The following is an 18,013-nucleotide window of genomic DNA, read 5'->3' as shown; positions in this document are numbered from 1 at the left end:
AAATAATTTTTAACAAACATCTATCATTTCACCGAATGGGGGGGGATACCCCGCACCGCCTGTTCTGGCCCAGAGCACAGGATAATCAGGTTCTTGTTCGGGAAACTGCCCGCATTCCATGTCGCTCAAATAAACGAGGCAGGCCGGATCGATGTTTTTACGGTCAATAAGATTAAATACAGGCCGGAAGTCTGTTCCTCCGCCTCCCTGCGGATGCAGCTCAAGAGGCAGGTCCGCACGGGTGAAAGTTTGTTTCCCGGTAATTTCTAAGTCGCACCAGAGTACCCGGATGGTTGTGTCGTAAGCTTCAAGGATGGAAGAGAGTTCTGCTGCAAACTGCTCCAGTTCTTCCGGGGCGATACTTCCAGATGTATCCACAGCCAGCACAATTTCAGGGAGCTGTTCTGTTGAGAGCGAGGGTAGGTAAAGGCCCATGTGCAAGTGTCGTCGGCTGGGCGGGGTCCATGCATAATCATTGCGCGCCCGGGCACTGATGAAACGTTCCAGCAGTTCCCGCCAATCCAGTTTCGGGTAAAGCAGTTTCTCCACCAGTCGTTCAAGTCCACCGGGCAGATCGCCGCAATCGCGGGCCTGATTGGTGGCCTGTGCCAAGGCTAACAACCAGTCCTTGTCTGTTTCCTCGCCGGAGTCACCGTCACCGGATTCTGCGTCATCTGCGTCACGGACTTCTCCGGTTCCGCCGGGATCAGCAGATTGTTCCTGATCGGTCTCGCCTTCGGAATCATCAATCTCGTCTGAGTCCATGCCATCGGCGGAAGATTGCCCGTCATCACCGGTTTGGGAGCGTTCTTCTTCCTCACCTGATTCAAGGTCATCGCCTTCTCCTTGTCCGTCTTCGTATTCAACATCGATGCGCTTGGGGCCGTCCTGTTTTTTACCTATCTCGGGGTTTCCGTTCTGATCGAAATTTTTAGTCAGGGCAGTGAAAATTTCCTCGGCATTTTTGCCATGGTATTTTTCATCATTCAGAAAACCCTCAGGCAACTGGAACCCAGCCTCGAGCAGAATCCAGTTGATGGAGTAGTCGCAGGCCATATTCCAAAGACGTTCATCCCGGTTACCGCGCCTTTTGTGATGCTGGCAGGCCGGGTGCATAATGGTATGGGCCAACACTCCCTGTAATTCTTCATGGGAGAGTTTATTCACAAAGTGCGGGTTGTAAGCGAAAGTCTTACCGTCGGTCCATGTGCCGGTGCAGGTGTGGTCCTCCTGCGGTTCCATGCGCAGGCAGAGGGAACCGAAGAATGGATGCTGCAAAAGCAGGTCAGCACGAGCCTTTAGCAGTTTACGGTCAGCGTTCATTGGCTATTCCTAGAACAGGATGTCCGAGTTTGCTGTGGCCCAGCGGTTGAATCCTTCTGATTCCACAATAGAGCGGTCTTTTTTGACCGCATTGCGCACCAGCAACACTGCGAATTCGGCAGGCAGCCTTGAGGCAAAGATCATGATGGAGTCCGCATGTTCCGGAGCTGCCTTAGAGGCAACGGATTCGCAAAGGGCGTAGGCTGTAGCCGGGTCTTCAGGGACGGCAACTTTAGCAGGAGATTTGAGCACGAATTCGGGATCGGGGAGTTTGCGGTAAATTTTGCAAAAACCACTGAATTCAGCTGCTGCGCCTTCCCCCACCGTTCCTTTAAAAAGTTCGTATTCAACTTCCGGGGAGGGTGCGGACTTGATGATCCCGGATACGAATTCCCAGGAACGGGGGGAAGGAAATGCTTTTTCATTGCGGGCAGGATCAAAATCGTGCAGCAGGCCGGGCCTGAATTTGATGAAAGCCAGCAGTTCTTCGGCAATATTGCTTTCAGTGGCCCAATTCAACCAATCCGGAGCGCTGACCTCGAACTCAAGGTGTACAAAGCGGTTGGCAAGGGCAGAGGGCATGCGGTGGGTTACAGCCTTGTCCGATTCCCTGTTCCCGGCTGCAATTACGGTCCAGCCTTCGGGAAGAGTATATTCGCCCAGCTTACGGTCGAGGACCAACTGGTAGCAGGCTGCCTGTACCAATGGCGGAGCAGCGTTGAGTTCATCAAGAAAAAGGATGCCTTTACCGTCTTTAGGCAGAAAGGAAGGCGGACACCAGCTGGCATTTCCTTCAGCGGAAATATGGGGCAGGCCACGCAGGTCAACCGGATCAAGCAGTACCGCACGCAGGTCGGTCAGCTTAAGGTCCAGTTCTTTTGCTACTTGGGCTACAACCTGACTTTTTCCAACTCCGGGAGGCCCCCAGAGAAAAGTAGGCTGTTTGGTTTTAATTAAAGTATGCAGGGAATTGGCAATTAATTTCGGGGTCATATAATTAATCTCATGTTAGTTTTCAGGTTTTGTTGAGTAAAGAATCTGTTTTGTTGATATTGAAAACGATTTTCGATGTCAATAAAGAAGTGTTGAAAAAGCCGGATGCAAAAGCATCCGGCTTCATAAATTCGTATGGGACTGAGAGAAATTATTCCACAACCGCTTCGGCTTGATTGCGGTATTTGCGGTAGATCTTGAAGCCTAGCAGGGTGGAGATAACGAAGAGTACCACGGCCATGATCATGCGGATGGTAGAGGAAACTTCCACTCCGCTGCCGAAGAGGGCAAAGACCATGTTCTGGGGTATATAGCCCACGGTTGAGCCTAGTATGAAAGGCAGGGCCGGAATACTGGTCACACCTGCCAGAACGTTGGTGACCACGTTACTGCCCAGGGGGAAAAAACGGATAGTTAGGGCCATGTTGAAAGGGCTGCGGCTCAGGAAGTCATCTACTTTCTGGATACGGGCGCCGAATTTCCTTTTAATAAAGGAACGGCCCACCAAACGGGAGTAAATAAATGCTCCGGCACAACCAAGTCCGGTTCCCATGGTTCCAAGCAGGGTTCCGAGGGCGAAGCCGTATGCATAGCCGCCCATGAAGCAGATCACCTGTCTGGGAAAGCCGACAGCCGAAAAGAATGCCGCCAATCCCACATAGGTGAGTACTCCGGTGAGTCCTCGGGAACGCACGTGCTCGTCCATCCAGTGGGTATCAAGGGCGTCGGCAAGTCCGGCATAGCGGATCAGATAAACCGAAAGCCCCAGTACGCTGAGCATAGCCAGTCCTTTGATCAGGGCTTTTATGCTTACTTTTGATTCGCTGCTTACTGCACTCATTTATTTATCGTCGCTGCGTTCTTTTATACTGTATGAAAAATGACGGCCCAGCAGCCAGCGTACGCCCAGCAGGTCATATCCTCCGGCAATGGCCCGGTCGAGGGTGCCGTATTTGGATTCACCTTCGAAGCGGGGGCGGTGGTTGACCTTCATTTCAGCAACGGAAGCGCCCTGCATTTTCATGAGTGTGGGCAGGAAGCGGTGCATGCCGTTAAAACGGGGGATAGCCCGAACCATGGCGGTATCCATGATTTTGAGGGAGCACCCGGTGTCCTGCACGGTTTCATTGGTCAGCCTGTTGCGGATGGCGTTGGCGATCTTGGAGCCGATGCGTTTGATCCAGACATCCTTGCGTTTCTGGCGCCAGCCGATGGTCATGGTGTGCCCTTCATTATAAAGGTCATACATGGCCGGAAGGTCTGCGGGATCATTCTGCAGGTCTGCGTCCATGGTAGCAATGCGTGGTGCGCGGGCTTCATCGAATCCGGCACAGAACGCCGCAGACTGGCCCCGGTTCTCCGCAAATGAAATATAGCGGGACTTGGGGTAGTTAGAGGAAATATCTTTGAGAACGGCAAGGCTTTCATCCTTGCTGCCGTCATCTACAAATATAACTTCGTATGGAATATTGGTCGGTTCGAGGGCCGAATCAATTTCCTGCATCAGTTTTCGTAAATTATCCTGTTCGTTGTAGACAGGGATTACGAGGGAAAGTTCGTAGTGGTTTGTCATATCGAGAGATGAGATAAGAAAATTTAAATAATTTGTAAATAGCTGTTGACAGGAAGCGGCCCCGTCTGTAGAACCTCTCTCACAGTGACGCGGGGTGGAGCAGCTTGGTAGCTCGTCGGGCTCATAACCCGAAGGTCGTAGGTTCAAATCCTGCCCCCGCAACCATCATGCTTCATCAGAAAGGCTCAACCTAAAGGTTGGGCCTTTTTTTGTGCCTGCTAAAATCTTGCGGTTTAATAATTCAAACTCCTAACTGATTCTACTCATTACAAATTTGATTTGCTTCGCTGGTTTAGTTTTTGTTACTTTCTTGCGGCATTTAGTAAGTATTTCGGTATCCCGTCTGTTCTTTGTATAAATCAAAAAGTCCTTCAGATTTCATTTTTCTCAACACTTGTGCAAGAGGTTTAGCCAATTCCCTGTGAGATTTGTAGAGCCATGCATAGTAGCTTTGAGTATAATTGAAATTGATATTCTCAAATATTTTAAAGTCCTCTCCCCATTGAGAAAGAAATAGCTTAGTTTTGTCTTGCGTCAGCAGGTTCAGTGTTACTTCCTGGTTGGCAATGAAGACGTCTATACGCTCTTTGGCCAACATATGAATTCCATGTTCTGTGTCTCGAACCGGTGCAAACTTAGCGTTGGGAAATTTTTGGGGAAGTTCCTTTTCCAGATGAACCAACCCTCGTATATATCCTATTCTTAACGGTGCGTTTTTTAATCTGGTAAGACTGAGTTTACTTATGACCTTAGATGCAGTGAAAGCCGTAACTTTTATTTGCTGATTAGGTTCCGGTACACGGATCATATTAGGGTAACTTTTATTATAGTAGGCCACTCTATTCAGCTCTCCGTCAATTTTTCCACTGTTGGAAAGCCAGCTCGCCCGCTTGGCTGGGATATCCTGAAAGATAAATTTTATATTCATCCTCTTAAGTGCTTCTGTATAAATTTTAATGAGCCATTGAGTTTTGGGTGTGGATTCTGGATGGACGTAGGCGAAGGTTAGTTTCTTCGGTTTATGGAAGTCCGCTAAAGCGCACTCTAAAAAGAAAGAAGCTAAAATTATAGTTGTTGCCAATATGAATACTTCTATATGTTTTTTTCTTTTGAGAGCATGTTTGCCTTTTAAAGCTAGTAAGAAATTAAACTTTCATCCTTTTATTATACTCCCTTTTGAATTGTTATGGAAGGGAACAGTCTATCAGTGTCAGCTAGTTATCTTGCTTTTAGTGCTTGACCGCTTTCCCTACCTTTTTTTCGGAAACAAAAGTAAACTCCTCCAAAGCCGACAATGTCTTTTGGCTTACGTTTTTGAAGGGAATTTCAATCTTAACCCGTTTATCCAGATGAATGCTCTGAAGTGTTTTGCTGAATACAGGGTCTGTCATAATCAGGTCCTGCAACTGGCCTGAATAGTATGCTTTTCTTAGTCCTTTTCTGATAGCGTAATAAAGTTGTTTGTTGGTCTTTCTAACATAAAAGAAAGAGGCCAACGGATAGGAGAGGACTATATAATCATCAATGATAAGGTCTGGATAATCCGGTGAGTAGCGGTTGTACTCGAGATCAATCTCAAACAGCCCGCGCGGATATACATCCACTCTATTGCGCATCAACATGCCCGGAATACTTGTCGGGTCTGCCGGGGTGTAAACTTTCAGTCCGGCATCACGCAGAATTTTCACATCAGACCAGCCAAGCCCTTGGGCAAAGATAAAATCAGAAAGGTCCTTAAGATTTTTTACCCCCTTAAGTCTGTCTTCTACATCGGGGCGGGTGAGCATGATCCTATGCCCAAGTCCTAAGCCAAGCTGAATGGGAACATAAATCGGTAGCAGTAGTTCTTCATGTTCCCTGCGACTACCCAATGCTAGCACATAATCTTTTGTGGATGAGTTTACTATTTTCACTCTGCGGGGCTGCGTTGCATCAATCCTTTCTATTTTTATATTGTAAGGTCGATCTTGATTTTTAAGCGCAAGATCAAGCACTCTGTATAAGTATGTTTCAGGTGGAAGAGGGCGATCAACAAGCAGGATGGCTTGCAAAGGCTCCTGAGCAAAAGCGGGTTGTGTACAGATTAGAACAATGAGCCAGACCAGAATTTTTTTCATGATATTCCTCCACCCTATCAATATGTGTTATTGTGCATGGCAAGTCAATTAAGTCTGGGTTGATGTGATAATTGAAAATCATTTCTTGCTTGTTTGGTTTAGTTAATTAGTTGATTATCGAATCGATTGCGCAAACGTTTCGATGGTGTTATAAGTGGGTTACTTTGCTCGCCTGAAGAAGGCTATTTACACAGGAGAGAACATGAAAAGAACAGGGCTTCTTAATTCTGAATTATCGTATATTATATCTAAGCTGGGGCATTTTGATGCTTTAACCGTTTGTGATGCGGGCCTGCCCGTTCCGGAAGGTGTGCAGCGCATCGATCTGGCAGTATCAGAGGGAATCCCTTCCTTCATTGATGTGGTCAAGGCTGTGCTCATGGAAATGGAGCTGGAATCTGTAGAGCTGGCCGAAGAGTTCAAGGATGTAAGTCCGGCCAGACATGATGAATTGATCAGTGTTCTCGAAATGGAATCTGCTCAGCGCGGCAAGGATATCCCGGTGGATTATGTGCGCCACGTAAATTTTAAACTCAACACGAAAAAGAGCGTTGCCATTGTCCGGACCGGAGAATTTACTCCTTATGCCAATATGACTTTCAAGGCCGGCGTAGTTTTCTAGGGGGAAACCATGAGTGTACTGCTCAGGCTGGAAGGGATAGAAAAAAGTTTTCCGGGCGTTAAAGCTCTTGATGGTGTGAACCTGAATGTTTCTGCGGGCAAGGCTATGGGTCTTGTTGGTGAGAATGGTGCTGGTAAATCCACACTTATGAAGGTGCTGACCGGGATTTATGAGCGCGATGCCGGGATAATTAATTACCTTGGGAAGGATCGTAATTTCAAGGGACCGCGCGATTCTCAGCAGGCCGGAATCAGCATTATTCATCAGGAACTGAATCTGCTTCCTGAACTTTCCATTGCAGAAAATATTTTTTTGGGCCGCGAAAAAGTCGGCGCCATGGGCCGTATCCTCTGGAAAGAAATGTTTGCCGATGCCGACAAGTTGCTTGAAAAACTGGGTGTAAGGCGGTCCTCCAAGACCCGGTTGGGTGAGCTGGGTATCGGCGAGCAGCAGATGGTTGAGATTGCCAAGGCCATTTCATTTGAGTCCAAAGTTATCATCATGGACGAACCTACTGATACCCTGACTGAGACTGAGACCGCAGCTTTGTTCAATGTTATTAATGAACTGCGCGAGACCGGGCACGGTATTGTCTACATTTCCCACCGCTTAAAAGAAATTTTCGAAATATGTGATGATGTCACGGTTATTCGTGACGGCCAGTTTATTGGCGAAAGTCCTGTGGACGAGATTGACGAAGATCGACTCATTGAAATGATGGTCGGGCGCAGACTTGATGAACAGTTCCCGCGTGTAGATGTTCAGCCGGGGCAGGTCAGCCTTGAGGTGAAAGAGCTTTGCGGACCGAGGCTGGAGAATATTTCCTTTTCGCTTCATGAAGGCGAAATTCTAGGCGTATCCGGTTTGATGGGCGCGGGACGTACTGAACTCATGAAAGCTATTTACGGGGCCTATCCCGTTACAAGCGGCACAGTCTCTATGTTCGGTGAAACCATGAAGATCAAATCCCCCCACGACGGACTTGATGCCGGAATCGCCTATATCAGCGAGGACCGCAAAGCGGATGGATTGGTACTCGGCCTCACTGTCAAAGAAAACATGACTCTCGCCGCCTTGCGTGAATTCTCATCCGCAGCAGGGCATATCAATCGCAGTAAGGAAAAAGAGTCTGTGGATTCCTATATTGAAACTTTCAATATCCGCACTCCTTCTCGCGATCAGGCCGTGGGTAACCTGTCCGGCGGTAACCAGCAGAAAGTCGCAATCGCCAAAGGTCTCATGGATCGCCCCAAGGTTTTTATCCTTGATGAACCCACTCGCGGGGTTGATGTGGGCGCAAAAAAAGAAATTTACCAGCTTATCAACCGCTTTAAGGAAGAAGGGATGAGTATCATCCTTGTTTCTTCTGAAATGCCTGAAATTCTGGGTATGTCCGACCGCATCCTCGTTATGCATGAAGGGCGCATCTGTGGTGAATACACAGCGGAAGAAGCTGATCAGGAAAAACTCATGGCCTGCGCCATCGGTAGGGGTGGATTTGTTTCAAAGACGGCACAGGAGGAGGTCGCATGAGCGAAGTAATGAGCGGGCAGGTAAAGACCGTGTCCATCAAAGACAGACTGATTGAGCAGAAAACACTCATTGCCCTTGTGGTGATGATTGTAATCGTTTCATTTCTCAATCCCAATTTTTTCACCACCGGAAACATTTTGAATATCTTGCGCCAGACTGCAATCAACGCAGTCATGGCTGTTGGCATGACTCTGGTTATTCTTACTGCGGGAATTGATCTTTCCGTAGGTTCGGTTCTAGCCCTTTGCGGGGCTATCGGAGCCAGTCTGATTGCGGCCCAGATGCCGGTCATCGTGGCGGTAGGTGCTGCTCTTGGAGCCGGGGCGATTCTAGGCGGAATCAGTGGAATCATTATCGCAAAGGGCAAGGTGCAGGCATTTATTGCTACGCTGGTTTCCATGACCCTTGTGCGCGGTTTGACCCTTGTCTACACGGACGGGCGGCCAATCTCCACCGGGTTCACTGAAGTGGCTGATACCTTTGCTTTTATCGGCACCGGATATCTGTTCGGGATTCCCTTTCCAATCTGGATTATGGCTTTCACCTTTGGCGCAGCCTGGTATCTTCTCAACCACACTCGTCTGGGGCGCTATATTTACGCGCTGGGCGGAAATGAGGAGGCCACCCGGCTTTCCGGGATCAATGTGGATCGGATTAAGATTTACGTTTATGCCATTGCCGGATTTCTTTCGGCTTTGTCCGGCCTGATCGTTACTTCCCGTCTTTCCTCAGCCCAGCCGACTGCTGGGTACGGGTATGAGCTGGACGCTATTGCCGCCGTTGTTCTCGGCGGAACATCACTTATGGGTGGTAAAGGCACGATTATGGGAACCCTGCTGGGTGCGCTCATTATCGGCTTTTTAAATAACGCACTGAATTTGCTGGATGTATCTTCCTATTATCAGATGATAGCCAAGGCGCTGGTCATCCTATTAGCGGTTCTGGTGGATACCAAAAGCAAGTAATAAAAACATTAGGAGTGTAGGATGAAAAAACTTATGACCCTCGCCATGGCTCTGGTACTGACTCTGGGCCTTAGCGTTTCCGCACAGGCTAAGGAAACCCTCGCACTTGTAGTTTCCACCCTGAACAACCCCTTCTTCGTCACCCTCAAGGACGGTGCAGTTAAGAAAGCTAAAGACATGGGTTACGAGCTGATCGTACTCGATTCCCAGAATGACCCTGCTAAGGAACTGGCTAACGTTGAGGACCTTACCGTACGCGGCGTAAAGGCTATCCTGATCAACCCCACTGATTCCGATGCAGTTGTCAACGCAATTCGTCTTGCCAACCGCAGCAAGATCCCCGTATTGACCCTTGACCGTGGCGCATCCGCAGGTAAAGTGGCTTCCCACATTGCTTCCGATAACGTAGCAGGCGGTAAAATGGCCGGTGATTTCATGGCTGAAAAGCTGGGCAAAGGCGCAAAAGTGATCCAGCTCGAAGGTCTGGCCGGAACCTCCGCAGCCCGTGACCGTGGCGCTGGTTTTGCCGAAGCAGTTAAAGCCAATAATTTTAAAGTTCTCGCTTCCCAGCCCGCAGATTTCGACCGTACCAAGGGCCTGAACGTAATGGAAAACCTGCTTGCCGCTAACGGTGACGTGCAGGGTGTTTTCGCTCAGAACGATGAAATGGCACTCGGTGCTATTCGCGCTCTTCAGGCCGCAAACAAGAAAGTTGTCGTCGTAGGTTTTGACGGCACTGATGACGGTGTTGCAGCAGTTAAGCGCGGCGTAATGGCCGGAACTATCGCCCAGCAGCCCGCATTGATCGGTCTTCTCGGTATTGAAACCGCTGATAAAGTTCTCAAGGGCAAAAAAGTAGACGCATACATCCCCGTACCCTTGATGGTTGTTAAATAATTGAATATTCCAAGGCGTGTCGGTTTTTTATCGACACGCCTTTTTGTTCTGATTCGCTTCGCGATTTTGTTGATTAGATTTCGCCTCCGGCAGCCAAAGGAGCTAAGCCCCTTTGGAATCCCTAGTTGTTTATTTTTATTGTGAGGGGATTTGAAATGTCTTCGCCCAGATTAATTGTTCTCGGTAGTGTAAATGCCGACCATGTTTTGCAGGTGGATAATTTCCCGCGTCCCGGTGAGACCGTGACCGGACATGGTTATCAGATCATTCCCGGCGGTAAGGGAGCCAATCAGGCTGTTGCTGCGGTCCGGCTTGGTGCGGATATCGGTTTTATTGCCTGCGTGGGCGATGATGATTTCGGACGACGCATGATTAAAGAGTTTGGGCAGGATGGCATTGAAACTTCAGCCGTTATGGCTGTAGACGGTCTGCCTACCGGGATCGCCCTGATTCAGATTGCCGTCGGTGGTGAGAATGCTATCTCCATTTCTGCTGAAGCTAATGCAGCACTTACCCCGGAAGCCTTGCAACCCCATATGGGCATGATCCGGGAAGCTGAGACCCTGCTCATGCAGCTTGAAAGTCCGCTTGAAACAATCGAGCTTGCTGCAAAAGAAGCCCGTGCAGCCGGAACAAAAGTGGTTCTCAATCCGGCTCCGGCCCGTGACTTGCCTGATTCACTGCTGGCTAATCTGGATATGATTACTCCCAACGAAACCGAAGCGGAATTGCTTACCGGGGTTAAGGTTGAGAGTGAAAAAGATGCTGCAATGGCTGCTTGTGTGCTGCACGGTAAGGGCGTGGATATTGTGCTGATTACCCTTGGTGAGAAGGGAGCATTTTTAAGTCGTGCCGAAGGTAAAAAAATGATCGGCGGATACAAGGTTGATCCCGTGGATACGACAGCTGCCGGTGATACTTTTAATGGTGCTCTTGTTGCTTCCATGCAGAAGGGTGCCAGCCTTGAACAGGCTATTGCTTTTGCTCACGGCGCGGCAGCTATTTCCGTGACCCGTCTTGGGGCGCAGACTTCCATTCCCAGTCTCGAAGAAGTGGAAAAATTTATTACGGATAATTCATAAAAATTTTATGGCGACAATTAAAGACGTAGCAAAACTGGCGGGTGTTTCCACCTCTACTGTATCGCATGTGCTTAACCGGACTCGGTTCGTCAGTGACGAGAAGCGGGAGTTGGTGGAGCAGGCTGTGGAGGAATTGAATTATCGTCCGTCTTCTATTGCACGCAGTCTGAAAGTTCAGCAGACCCGGACTCTGGGCATGCTGGTCACTGCCAGCCGTAACCCGTTTTTTGCCGAGGTTGTGCATGGGGTTGAACGTCGTTGTTATGAGCGGGGCTACACCCTTTTCTTATGCAACACCGAAGGTGACATCGGGCGTATGGAAGCCAACCTTGATGCCCTTGAGGAAAAGCGGGTGGACGGGTTGCTGCTTCTTTGCAGTGAGGTAAATGACGAGATAATCAACCTCATTGAAGCTGAGCGAAGCGTTCCCATTGTTGTTTTTGACTGGGGACCGGAGTCGGCTAATGTTGATCGGATTTATGATAATTCGCTCAGTGGTGCTCGACTGGCCACAAAGTATTTAATTGCCAAGGGACATACAAATATAGGTTGTATCGTAGGACCGCAGGACCGCCGTTCTGCCAAGGAGCGTCTGGAAGGTTATCGACAAGCTATGGAAGAGACAGGACTTCCCGTGGGTGACGAATGGATAGTTGAGGGCGATTACGATTGTGAGGGCGGAGTTGAGGCCATGCGATATCTCGCTGAGCTTGATGAAATGCCCAGTGCTGTCTTTGTCTGTAACGACATGATGGCTATCGGTGTGCTTAGTGAGGCGGCAAGGCTTGGTATCAATGTGCCGCAGGACCTTTCGGTTATCGGCTATGACAATGTTTATATTTCCCGGTTCACTGCTCCGGCTTTAACTACAATTCATCAGCCCAAGAAAGAGATCGCAGCCCGTGCTGTTGACACCCTTATCGATAGGTTGTCCAGTAAGCGAAGCAAAGGATTGCAGATTAAAGTTGAACCGACCCTTGTTGAGCGGGAGTCGGTAAGTAATTTAAGCAAGTAGCTATGAATTTGGAATTTCTGGGTACGTGAAAAAACTCCGTAGAGATAGTCTCTCCGGAGTTTTTTATTTGACTATTGAGCCGTTTTTCTTCGTAAGTAAGTTATTCCCGCCAAACCAATGCTGAAGAGCCAAAGAGCACCCGGAATAGGGGTCGGGACAGAGTGTGCATAGTCACTGTCTGAAGCGGTCATGCCTTTATAGTTTATGCTCTGAAACCGGGCTATGAATTGATTCAGGGGAGCTTCCATTTCACCGTCCACATCAAACAGGAATGTAGCAGTCCAGCCTACTTTAAGACCTTTTTTGGGATTTCCGCCTTGAAATTTTTTTCCTGTATAAAGTGCTGTGTTCAGGCCGTCGTAATATTTCATGGGCTCAGCATTCAAATTTGCGCCTGCTGCATCATCAAGTTTCCAGTGCTTGGTCATTTTTACTGGTTTTGAAATGGATCGGGAATAATAGGATACTTTACGCAGATTCAGCTTAACATTAGGGGCCGAGAATAACAGCCCGCGCAGGGTTGCAGAGTTTGCGGGGGAGGTGTTTTTTACGGTCAGCAAAAGGCTGGAATCATCAGCAGAGTATGTTGTAGTTAGGTCGGCTCTTACGTAATCAGGATGTGTCCAGCCGGAAATGGTGGCAGCATTGGCTGCCGGAACCATTAGCATGACTGCCAATATTGAGATTATGATAGTTTTAGACATTTTTCTCCCCGCTTTCATCAGCTTTGCCCAATAGTAAATGACTACTTTTTTAGTATACTTTAAATATATTCACGAATCCAGACATAGGGAAGGAACATGGAATAAGAAAATATATTATTTTGTGTTGGGTTTTTTCGTATGTTTTAGCGGTTTAAAAAAGTAGTTTTTCCTGTCCGATTTGAGCGAAAAATGTCCCCCGGCCGAATATTCTAGGTTAACCAGCGGATTTATATTGTGGTGCTGTCTAAATAAGGTTTGTCAGTTTGTGGGTAGTTTTGTTCGAATTTGAAATATAAGGTTTTTATGGAGAGTTTACTATTGAGCCGAGCACTCACTTTCCTACCATAAAAGTACGTTATTCAAAGAAGCCGAACCTGTGCCAAGTGTTATTGTCTCATGTATGAAACAACCTAAATAATCATTTCTAGTGGGAAATATTGAGAAAATTGTGTTCGGAAACGAAAACTAGGTTCCCTATATAAAAATAATTTAAATGGAAGCGAAAAAAATATCGTTCATTTGTCGACAATGTTTCTCAATTGATTTAATGTTGCCAGCACGTAAGGAACCTAGAACCAGAGGTGATTTTTACTATGAAAAAATTGATCAATGATGTGGAAAATGTGGTTAAGGAACAGCTTGAGGGTATGGCCCTCGCTCACCCCGAACTGAAAGTAAACTACGATCCCTACTACGTAGTACGTGAAGATGCTCCTGTTAAAGGAAAAGTCGCCATCGTATCCGGCGGCGGTTCCGGCCACGAACCCATGCATGGCGGTTTTGTCGGCAAAGGTATGCTCGACGGCGCCTGCCCCGGTGAAGTTTTTACTTCTCCCACCCCTGACCAGATGTACGAATGCGCCAAGGCCGTAGACAGCGGTGCTGGCGTTCTTTTTATGGTTAAGAACTACACTGGTGACGTAATGAACTTTGAAGCCGCTGCCGAGCTGGTTGCCGCAGAAGGCGTCAAGGTCCAGAATATTTTGATTGATGATGACGTTGCAGTTAAAGATAGCCTATATACTGCTGGGCGTCGCGGCGTAGGAACAACTGTTCTGGCTGAAAAGATTGTTGGTGCTGCTGCTGAAGCTGGCTACGATCTTGAAAAATGCTCCGATCTCTGCCGCAAGGTTAACCAGTACGGCCGCTCTTTCGGCGTAGCTCTTACCTCCTGCATCGTTCCTGCAGCAGGAAAGCCCACCTTCGATCTCGGTGAAGACGAAGTTGAAATGGGTATCGGTATCCATGGTGAACCCGGCATCGAGCGCATGCCGCTCAAATCTGTTGATGAGATGACCCAGTACGCTGCTGAGCAGATCATTGACGATCCCGCATACACCCGCATCGTTCGCGAATGGAACGGCAGTGAGTGGGAAGACAAAGAGCTTACTGATGAGCCTTTTGCCAAGGGCGACAACGTTATCGCATTTGTTAACAGCATGGGCGGAACCCCGGTTTCCGAACTTTACGCTGTGTACAGAAAGCTTGATGAAGTCTGCAAAGTCAAGGGTATCAATATTGTCCGTAATCTGGTTGGCCCCTACATCACTTCTCTGGAGATGCAGGGCTTTTCTATCACCCTGCTCAAGGTTGATGATGAAATGCTTAAGTTCTGGGATGCACCGGCACAAACTCCCGGTTTTGTGCGCTAGGCTTAACTTTGTATAATTATTAGTTTAAAATACGCAGGCGTGGGAGGATCCTTTCACGCCTGCGTTCCCATTTTTGAAAGAAAACTTTTTTTCAAATAGACCCTCTGGGCTGACGCTGTTACACGTATATGCCCAACGTAATTTTAACCCTGACCCAGTTTTTAATGGCGTCACCTTTTGGAGGATATAAAATGTCCATGACTAAAGCTCAGCTTATTGAATGGCTCGGCAAGCTCAACGAAGTTTATGCCGACAAAAAAGAATACCTAACTGAACTTGATGCCGCCATTGGCGATGCTGACCACGGAATCAACATGAACCGTGGTTTTGGCAAGGTAATGGAAAAGCTTCCTACTGTGGAAGCAAAAGATATCGGCACCATCCTCAAGACCGTGGGTATGACTCTCATGTCCAGTGTCGGCGGTGCCAGCGGCCCCCTGTACGGAACTTTCTGGATGAAGGGCGGCATGCTCATGGGCGGTAAGGAAGAGCTCAACTCCGAAGATTTCGCTAAAGTAATCGAAGCCGGAGTTGAAGGTATTCTCCAGCGTGGTCGTCCCGATCTCGGTGACAAGACCATGTACGACCTTTGGGCGCCTGTGCTTGAAATGGTCAAGGAGAAAGCTGGCAATGGTGATGATGTTCTCGCCATTGTAGAAGCTGCACTGCCCGTAGGTGAGAAGGCTCTAGCCGACACCATCCCCCTGCAGGCCAAGAAAGGACGCGCCAGCTATCTCGGCGAACGTTCCATCGGCCACCAGGACCCCGGTGCGACTTCCTCTTTTTACATGCTTGAGACCCTGAAAGAAGTTTTGTCTTAATTTATTATCCCCACTATATTATTAAATATAGTGGGGATAATGGAGTATCACATGGTAGGATTAGTAATTGTTTCCCATAGCCAGACATTGGCGCAGGGTGTTCTGGAACTGGCTGAGCAGATGACTCGCGGTTCCGTGGTCATGGAAGCCGCTGGCGGCATCGACGATCCCGACAACCCCATCGGCACCGATCCCATGAAGGTCATGATGGCCATTGAATCCGTGGCCGCGCAGTCCGAAGAAGGCGTGCTGGTCATTATGGACCTTGGCAGCGCACTCATGAGTGCTGAAACCGCGCTGGATTTTCTGCCCGATGAGGTTAAGGAAAAGGTTATGCTGTGCTCCGCTCCCATTGTGGAAGGAACCATGGCTGCAGCAGTGCAGGCTTCTGTCGGAGCATCACTTAAAGAGGTAAGTGCCGAGGCTGGCGCTGCCCTTAATGTGAAGATCGAGCAGTTGGCTCCTATTACTGGAGAGAGTGTTCAGGATGCTGGGCCGGTGCAGGAAGAAGTTCTGGAAGGTGAAGAAGTCAGCATCGACCTGTTAGTCATCAACAAGCTGGGGCTGCATGCCCGTCCGGCAGCTAATCTTGTTGCCGAGGCCGGAAAATTTCAATCCTCCATCCAGATTCGTAAAGATGACAAGATCGCATCCGGAAAGAGCATCAACCAAGTGGCTCTGCTGGCGGTCAAGAATGGCGAAACCATTACTATCACTGCCATCGGATCAGATGCACAGCAGGCCATTAATGGTTTGAAAGCTCTGCATGCTGATAATTTCGGCGAGCGTGATGAAGACGTGGTTGAAGTTGCAATGGAAACCGAACCGTGCAAGGTCGGCGGCGAAGGATTTGTTTCCGGCGCTCCGGCATCCACCGGTTATGCTGTTGGTCCGGTCTATGCTCATCTGGCTGCTTTACCGGAAGTGGAGCGGGTTGATGCCACTGCCACTGATGCTGAAGCCTCCCGTCTTGATCAGGCTATTGCTACCGCTCTGGCAGATATTCAGGCTTTACAGCGCGAGACAGAAAAGACCGCAGGCAAGGCCAATGCCGCTATTTTTGAAGTGCATGGTTTGATCCTTGGCGATAAGGACATGCGCGATAAAGCCGCGTCGATTATTTCTGATGAGAAGGTCAATGCCGAATTCGCGTGGTTTCAGGTCATGGATAAGATGGCAACAGATTATCGTGAGCTTGACGACGCATACATGCAGGCCCGTGCTGCAGACGTTATGGATTGCGGTGGACGTGTGCTGCGTGTACTGACCGGAGCTGAGGAGCAGGGTATAATTCTTGAGTATGAGTCTATCATTGTGGCTCATGATCTGACTCCTTCCGATGTTGCCGGAATGGACCCGGAAAAAGTGCTCGGAATTGTGACTGAGATCGGCGGGGCCACTTCCCATGCCGCTATTCTGTCCCGTTCCATGGGCATTCCTGCGGTCATCGGCACCGGAGAATGCTTCCAGCAGATTTCTGATGGTCAGATGATTGCGCTGGATGGTTTTGAAGGAACTGTCTGGACTACACCGGATCAGGCCAAGCTGGATGAAATCTCCGCCAAGCGTGACCAGTGGCTGGCTGAGCGTGAGGAAGCCAAGGCCAAAGGTGCTGCCCCGGCCAAGACCGTGGACGGTACTGAAATTATGGTCATGGGTAATATCGGTATCCCGGCAGATGCTCCTCGTGTGCTGGAATACGGCGCAGAGGGCGTAGGTCTTTTCCGTACTGAATTCCTTTTTCAGGATCGTGATCAGGAACCTGATGAGCAGGAGCAGTTTGAAGCTTACGTGGAAGCTGCCAAAGCCATGAACGGTAATCCGGTCATCATCCGTACCCTTGATATCGGCGGAGATAAGCCTGTTAAATATCTTGAAACTCCGGTGGAAGAAAATCCTTTTCTCGGTGAGCGCGGTGTCCGTTTCTGCATGGCCAGACCGGAACTTTTCCGCACTCAGCTGCGCGCTTTGCTGCGCGCTGCCAGCGAGGAAAATATCTGGATCATGTTCCCCATGATTTCCGGGGTGGAAGAGCTTGAAGGTGTGCTTGCATTTCAGGCTGAGGTCCGCGAAGGGCTGCTTTCTGAAGGTGTGAAGATCGCCGATAAGATCAAGACCGGAATCATGATTGAAGTTCCTTCTGCTGTTGCCGAGGCTGAGAAGCTTGGCACAATCTGTGATTTCTTCAGCATCGGTACTAATGATCTGACCCAGTACGTTATGGCTGCGGACCGTGGTAACAAGTCGGTTGCTAAAATCTGCGACAGCCTTAATCCCGCAGTGCTGCGCATGATCAAGCTGACCTGTGATGCCGCCAAAACCAACGGAATTGAAGTAGGCATGTGCGGCGAACTGGCCGGGAATCCCAAGGCTTCTGCGCTGCTGCTCGGACTTGGTTTGGATGAACTGAGCATGAGTGGACCGTCTATTCCCGAAGTGAAGGAAGCTATTCGCGCTATCTCCATGGATGATTGCCGCGCTCTCGCTGAGAAAGCGTTGGCAACCAAATCTGGCGATGAAGTCCGGGATTTGTTGCAATAGTTTCTAATTGTATTCGATAATTCTAAAGGCCTGTTCTTATGGACGGGCCTTTTTTTGTGTTGTTGATTTTTGATTGATCTGTATCTTTCAAGCTTTTCATATTTCAGCTAAATAGCAATTCTGTCCTATTCTTGTTTTTCCGTTTTTAAGTAATTTCCCTCATTCTGGAGGTTTG

General features: G+C 48.8%; 16 protein-coding genes and 1 tRNA gene. 10 read left to right on the top strand and 7 right to left on the bottom strand.

What is annotated here, in order from left to right; translation table 11 throughout:
• Positions 1-9: 9 nt before the first annotated feature.
• The 4 genes from ACO05Z_RS13100 to ACO05Z_RS13085 form a co-directional block, all read right to left on the bottom strand.
• Complete coding sequence (locus ACO05Z_RS13100) at positions 10-1,323, bottom strand: DUF2201 family putative metallopeptidase (RefSeq protein ID WP_421902627.1); 1,314 nt, start codon at positions 1,321-1,323, stop codon at positions 10-12.
• Positions 1,324-1,332: 9 nt separating this feature from the next.
• Positions 1,333-2,316: an AAA family ATPase gene (locus ACO05Z_RS13095; RefSeq protein ID WP_421902626.1), complete on the bottom strand. Its 984-nt coding sequence runs from the start codon at positions 2,314-2,316 to the stop codon at positions 1,333-1,335.
• Positions 2,317-2,467: 151 nt separating this feature from the next.
• Positions 2,468-3,157 (bottom strand): TVP38/TMEM64 family protein, encoded by a 690-nt coding sequence (locus tag ACO05Z_RS13090; protein ID WP_421902625.1) that lies wholly within the window; start codon positions 3,155-3,157, stop codon positions 2,468-2,470.
• Positions 3,158-3,889, bottom strand: a complete 732-nt coding sequence (locus ACO05Z_RS13085) for a glycosyltransferase family 2 protein (protein WP_421902624.1) — start codon at positions 3,887-3,889, stop codon at positions 3,158-3,160. It abuts the gene before it with no gap.
• Between the two features lie 88 nt (positions 3,890-3,977).
• Here ACO05Z_RS13085 and ACO05Z_RS13080 point away from each other — a divergent pair.
• Positions 3,978-4,054 (top strand) — tRNA-Met (locus tag ACO05Z_RS13080).
• 154 nt (positions 4,055-4,208) lie between these two features.
• On the opposite strand, the gene ACO05Z_RS13075 is transcribed toward ACO05Z_RS13080, so the two are convergent.
• Together ACO05Z_RS13075 and ACO05Z_RS13070 are read right to left on the bottom strand one after the other, a co-directional pair.
• The gene (locus tag ACO05Z_RS13075) at positions 4,209-4,970 is read right to left on the bottom strand and encodes a substrate-binding periplasmic protein (RefSeq protein ID WP_421902623.1); all 762 of its coding nucleotides are present in this window, start codon (positions 4,968-4,970) and stop codon (positions 4,209-4,211) included.
• Positions 4,971-5,118: 148 nt separating this feature from the next.
• On the bottom strand, positions 5,119-6,006 hold the full coding sequence (locus ACO05Z_RS13070; RefSeq protein WP_421902622.1) for a hypothetical protein: 888 nt from the start codon (positions 6,004-6,006) through the stop codon (positions 5,119-5,121).
• Positions 6,007-6,208: 202 nt separating this feature from the next.
• Between ACO05Z_RS13070 and rbsD the strand changes: the two genes are divergently transcribed.
• From rbsD to ACO05Z_RS13040, 6 genes are all read left to right on the top strand, one after another.
• Positions 6,209-6,628: a D-ribose pyranase gene (gene rbsD, locus ACO05Z_RS13065; RefSeq protein WP_421902621.1), complete on the top strand. Its 420-nt coding sequence runs from the start codon at positions 6,209-6,211 to the stop codon at positions 6,626-6,628.
• A 9-nt stretch (positions 6,629-6,637) separates the two neighbouring features.
• A complete protein-coding gene (gene rbsA, locus ACO05Z_RS13060; RefSeq protein WP_421902620.1) occupies positions 6,638-8,161 on the top strand; it encodes a ribose ABC transporter ATP-binding protein RbsA in 1,524 nt (507 codons plus the stop codon).
• The gene (gene rbsC / locus ACO05Z_RS13055) at positions 8,158-9,126 is read left to right on the top strand and encodes a ribose ABC transporter permease (RefSeq protein WP_421902619.1); all 969 of its coding nucleotides are present in this window, start codon (positions 8,158-8,160) and stop codon (positions 9,124-9,126) included. Before rbsA ends, rbsC begins: the two co-directional genes overlap by 4 nt.
• A gap of 21 nt (positions 9,127-9,147) precedes the next feature.
• Positions 9,148-10,023 carry a ribose ABC transporter substrate-binding protein RbsB gene (rbsB, locus tag ACO05Z_RS13050; RefSeq protein WP_421902618.1) on the top strand — a complete coding sequence of 292 codons (876 nt, stop codon included), beginning with the start codon at positions 9,148-9,150 and terminating at the stop codon, positions 10,021-10,023.
• 155 nt (positions 10,024-10,178) lie between these two features.
• The gene (rbsK, locus tag ACO05Z_RS13045; protein WP_421902617.1) at positions 10,179-11,105 is read left to right on the top strand and encodes a ribokinase; all 927 of its coding nucleotides are present in this window, start codon (positions 10,179-10,181) and stop codon (positions 11,103-11,105) included.
• 7 nt (positions 11,106-11,112) lie between these two features.
• Positions 11,113-12,120: a substrate-binding domain-containing protein gene (locus ACO05Z_RS13040; RefSeq protein WP_421902616.1), complete on the top strand. Its 1,008-nt coding sequence runs from the start codon at positions 11,113-11,115 to the stop codon at positions 12,118-12,120.
• Positions 12,121-12,191: 71 nt separating this feature from the next.
• Here ACO05Z_RS13040 and ACO05Z_RS13035 read toward each other — a convergent pair whose 3' ends face one another.
• Complete coding sequence (locus ACO05Z_RS13035; RefSeq protein ID WP_421902615.1) at positions 12,192-12,824, bottom strand: hypothetical protein; 633 nt, start codon at positions 12,822-12,824, stop codon at positions 12,192-12,194.
• Between the two features lie 593 nt (positions 12,825-13,417).
• Here ACO05Z_RS13035 and dhaK point away from each other — a divergent pair.
• The 3 genes from dhaK to ptsP all read left to right on the top strand — a co-directional run bounded on the left by dhaK (position 13,418) and on the right by ptsP (position 17,838).
• Positions 13,418-14,476: a dihydroxyacetone kinase subunit DhaK gene (dhaK, locus tag ACO05Z_RS13030; RefSeq protein ID WP_421902614.1), complete on the top strand. Its 1,059-nt coding sequence runs from the start codon at positions 13,418-13,420 to the stop codon at positions 14,474-14,476.
• 191 nt (positions 14,477-14,667) lie between these two features.
• A complete protein-coding gene (gene dhaL, locus ACO05Z_RS13025; RefSeq protein ID WP_421902613.1) occupies positions 14,668-15,297 on the top strand; it encodes a dihydroxyacetone kinase subunit DhaL in 630 nt (209 codons plus the stop codon).
• A 51-nt stretch (positions 15,298-15,348) separates the two neighbouring features.
• A complete protein-coding gene (gene ptsP, locus ACO05Z_RS13020; RefSeq protein WP_421902612.1) occupies positions 15,349-17,838 on the top strand; it encodes a phosphoenolpyruvate--protein phosphotransferase in 2,490 nt (829 codons plus the stop codon).
• Positions 17,839-18,013: the final 175 nt, after the last annotated feature.

Source organism: Maridesulfovibrio sp., assembly GCF_965230075.1.
Taxonomy (GTDB): domain Bacteria; phylum Desulfobacterota; class Desulfovibrionia; order Desulfovibrionales; family Desulfovibrionaceae; genus Maridesulfovibrio.
The sequence above is the reverse complement of the archived record's forward strand: the minus strand, read 5'-3'. Positions and strand labels throughout refer to the sequence as shown.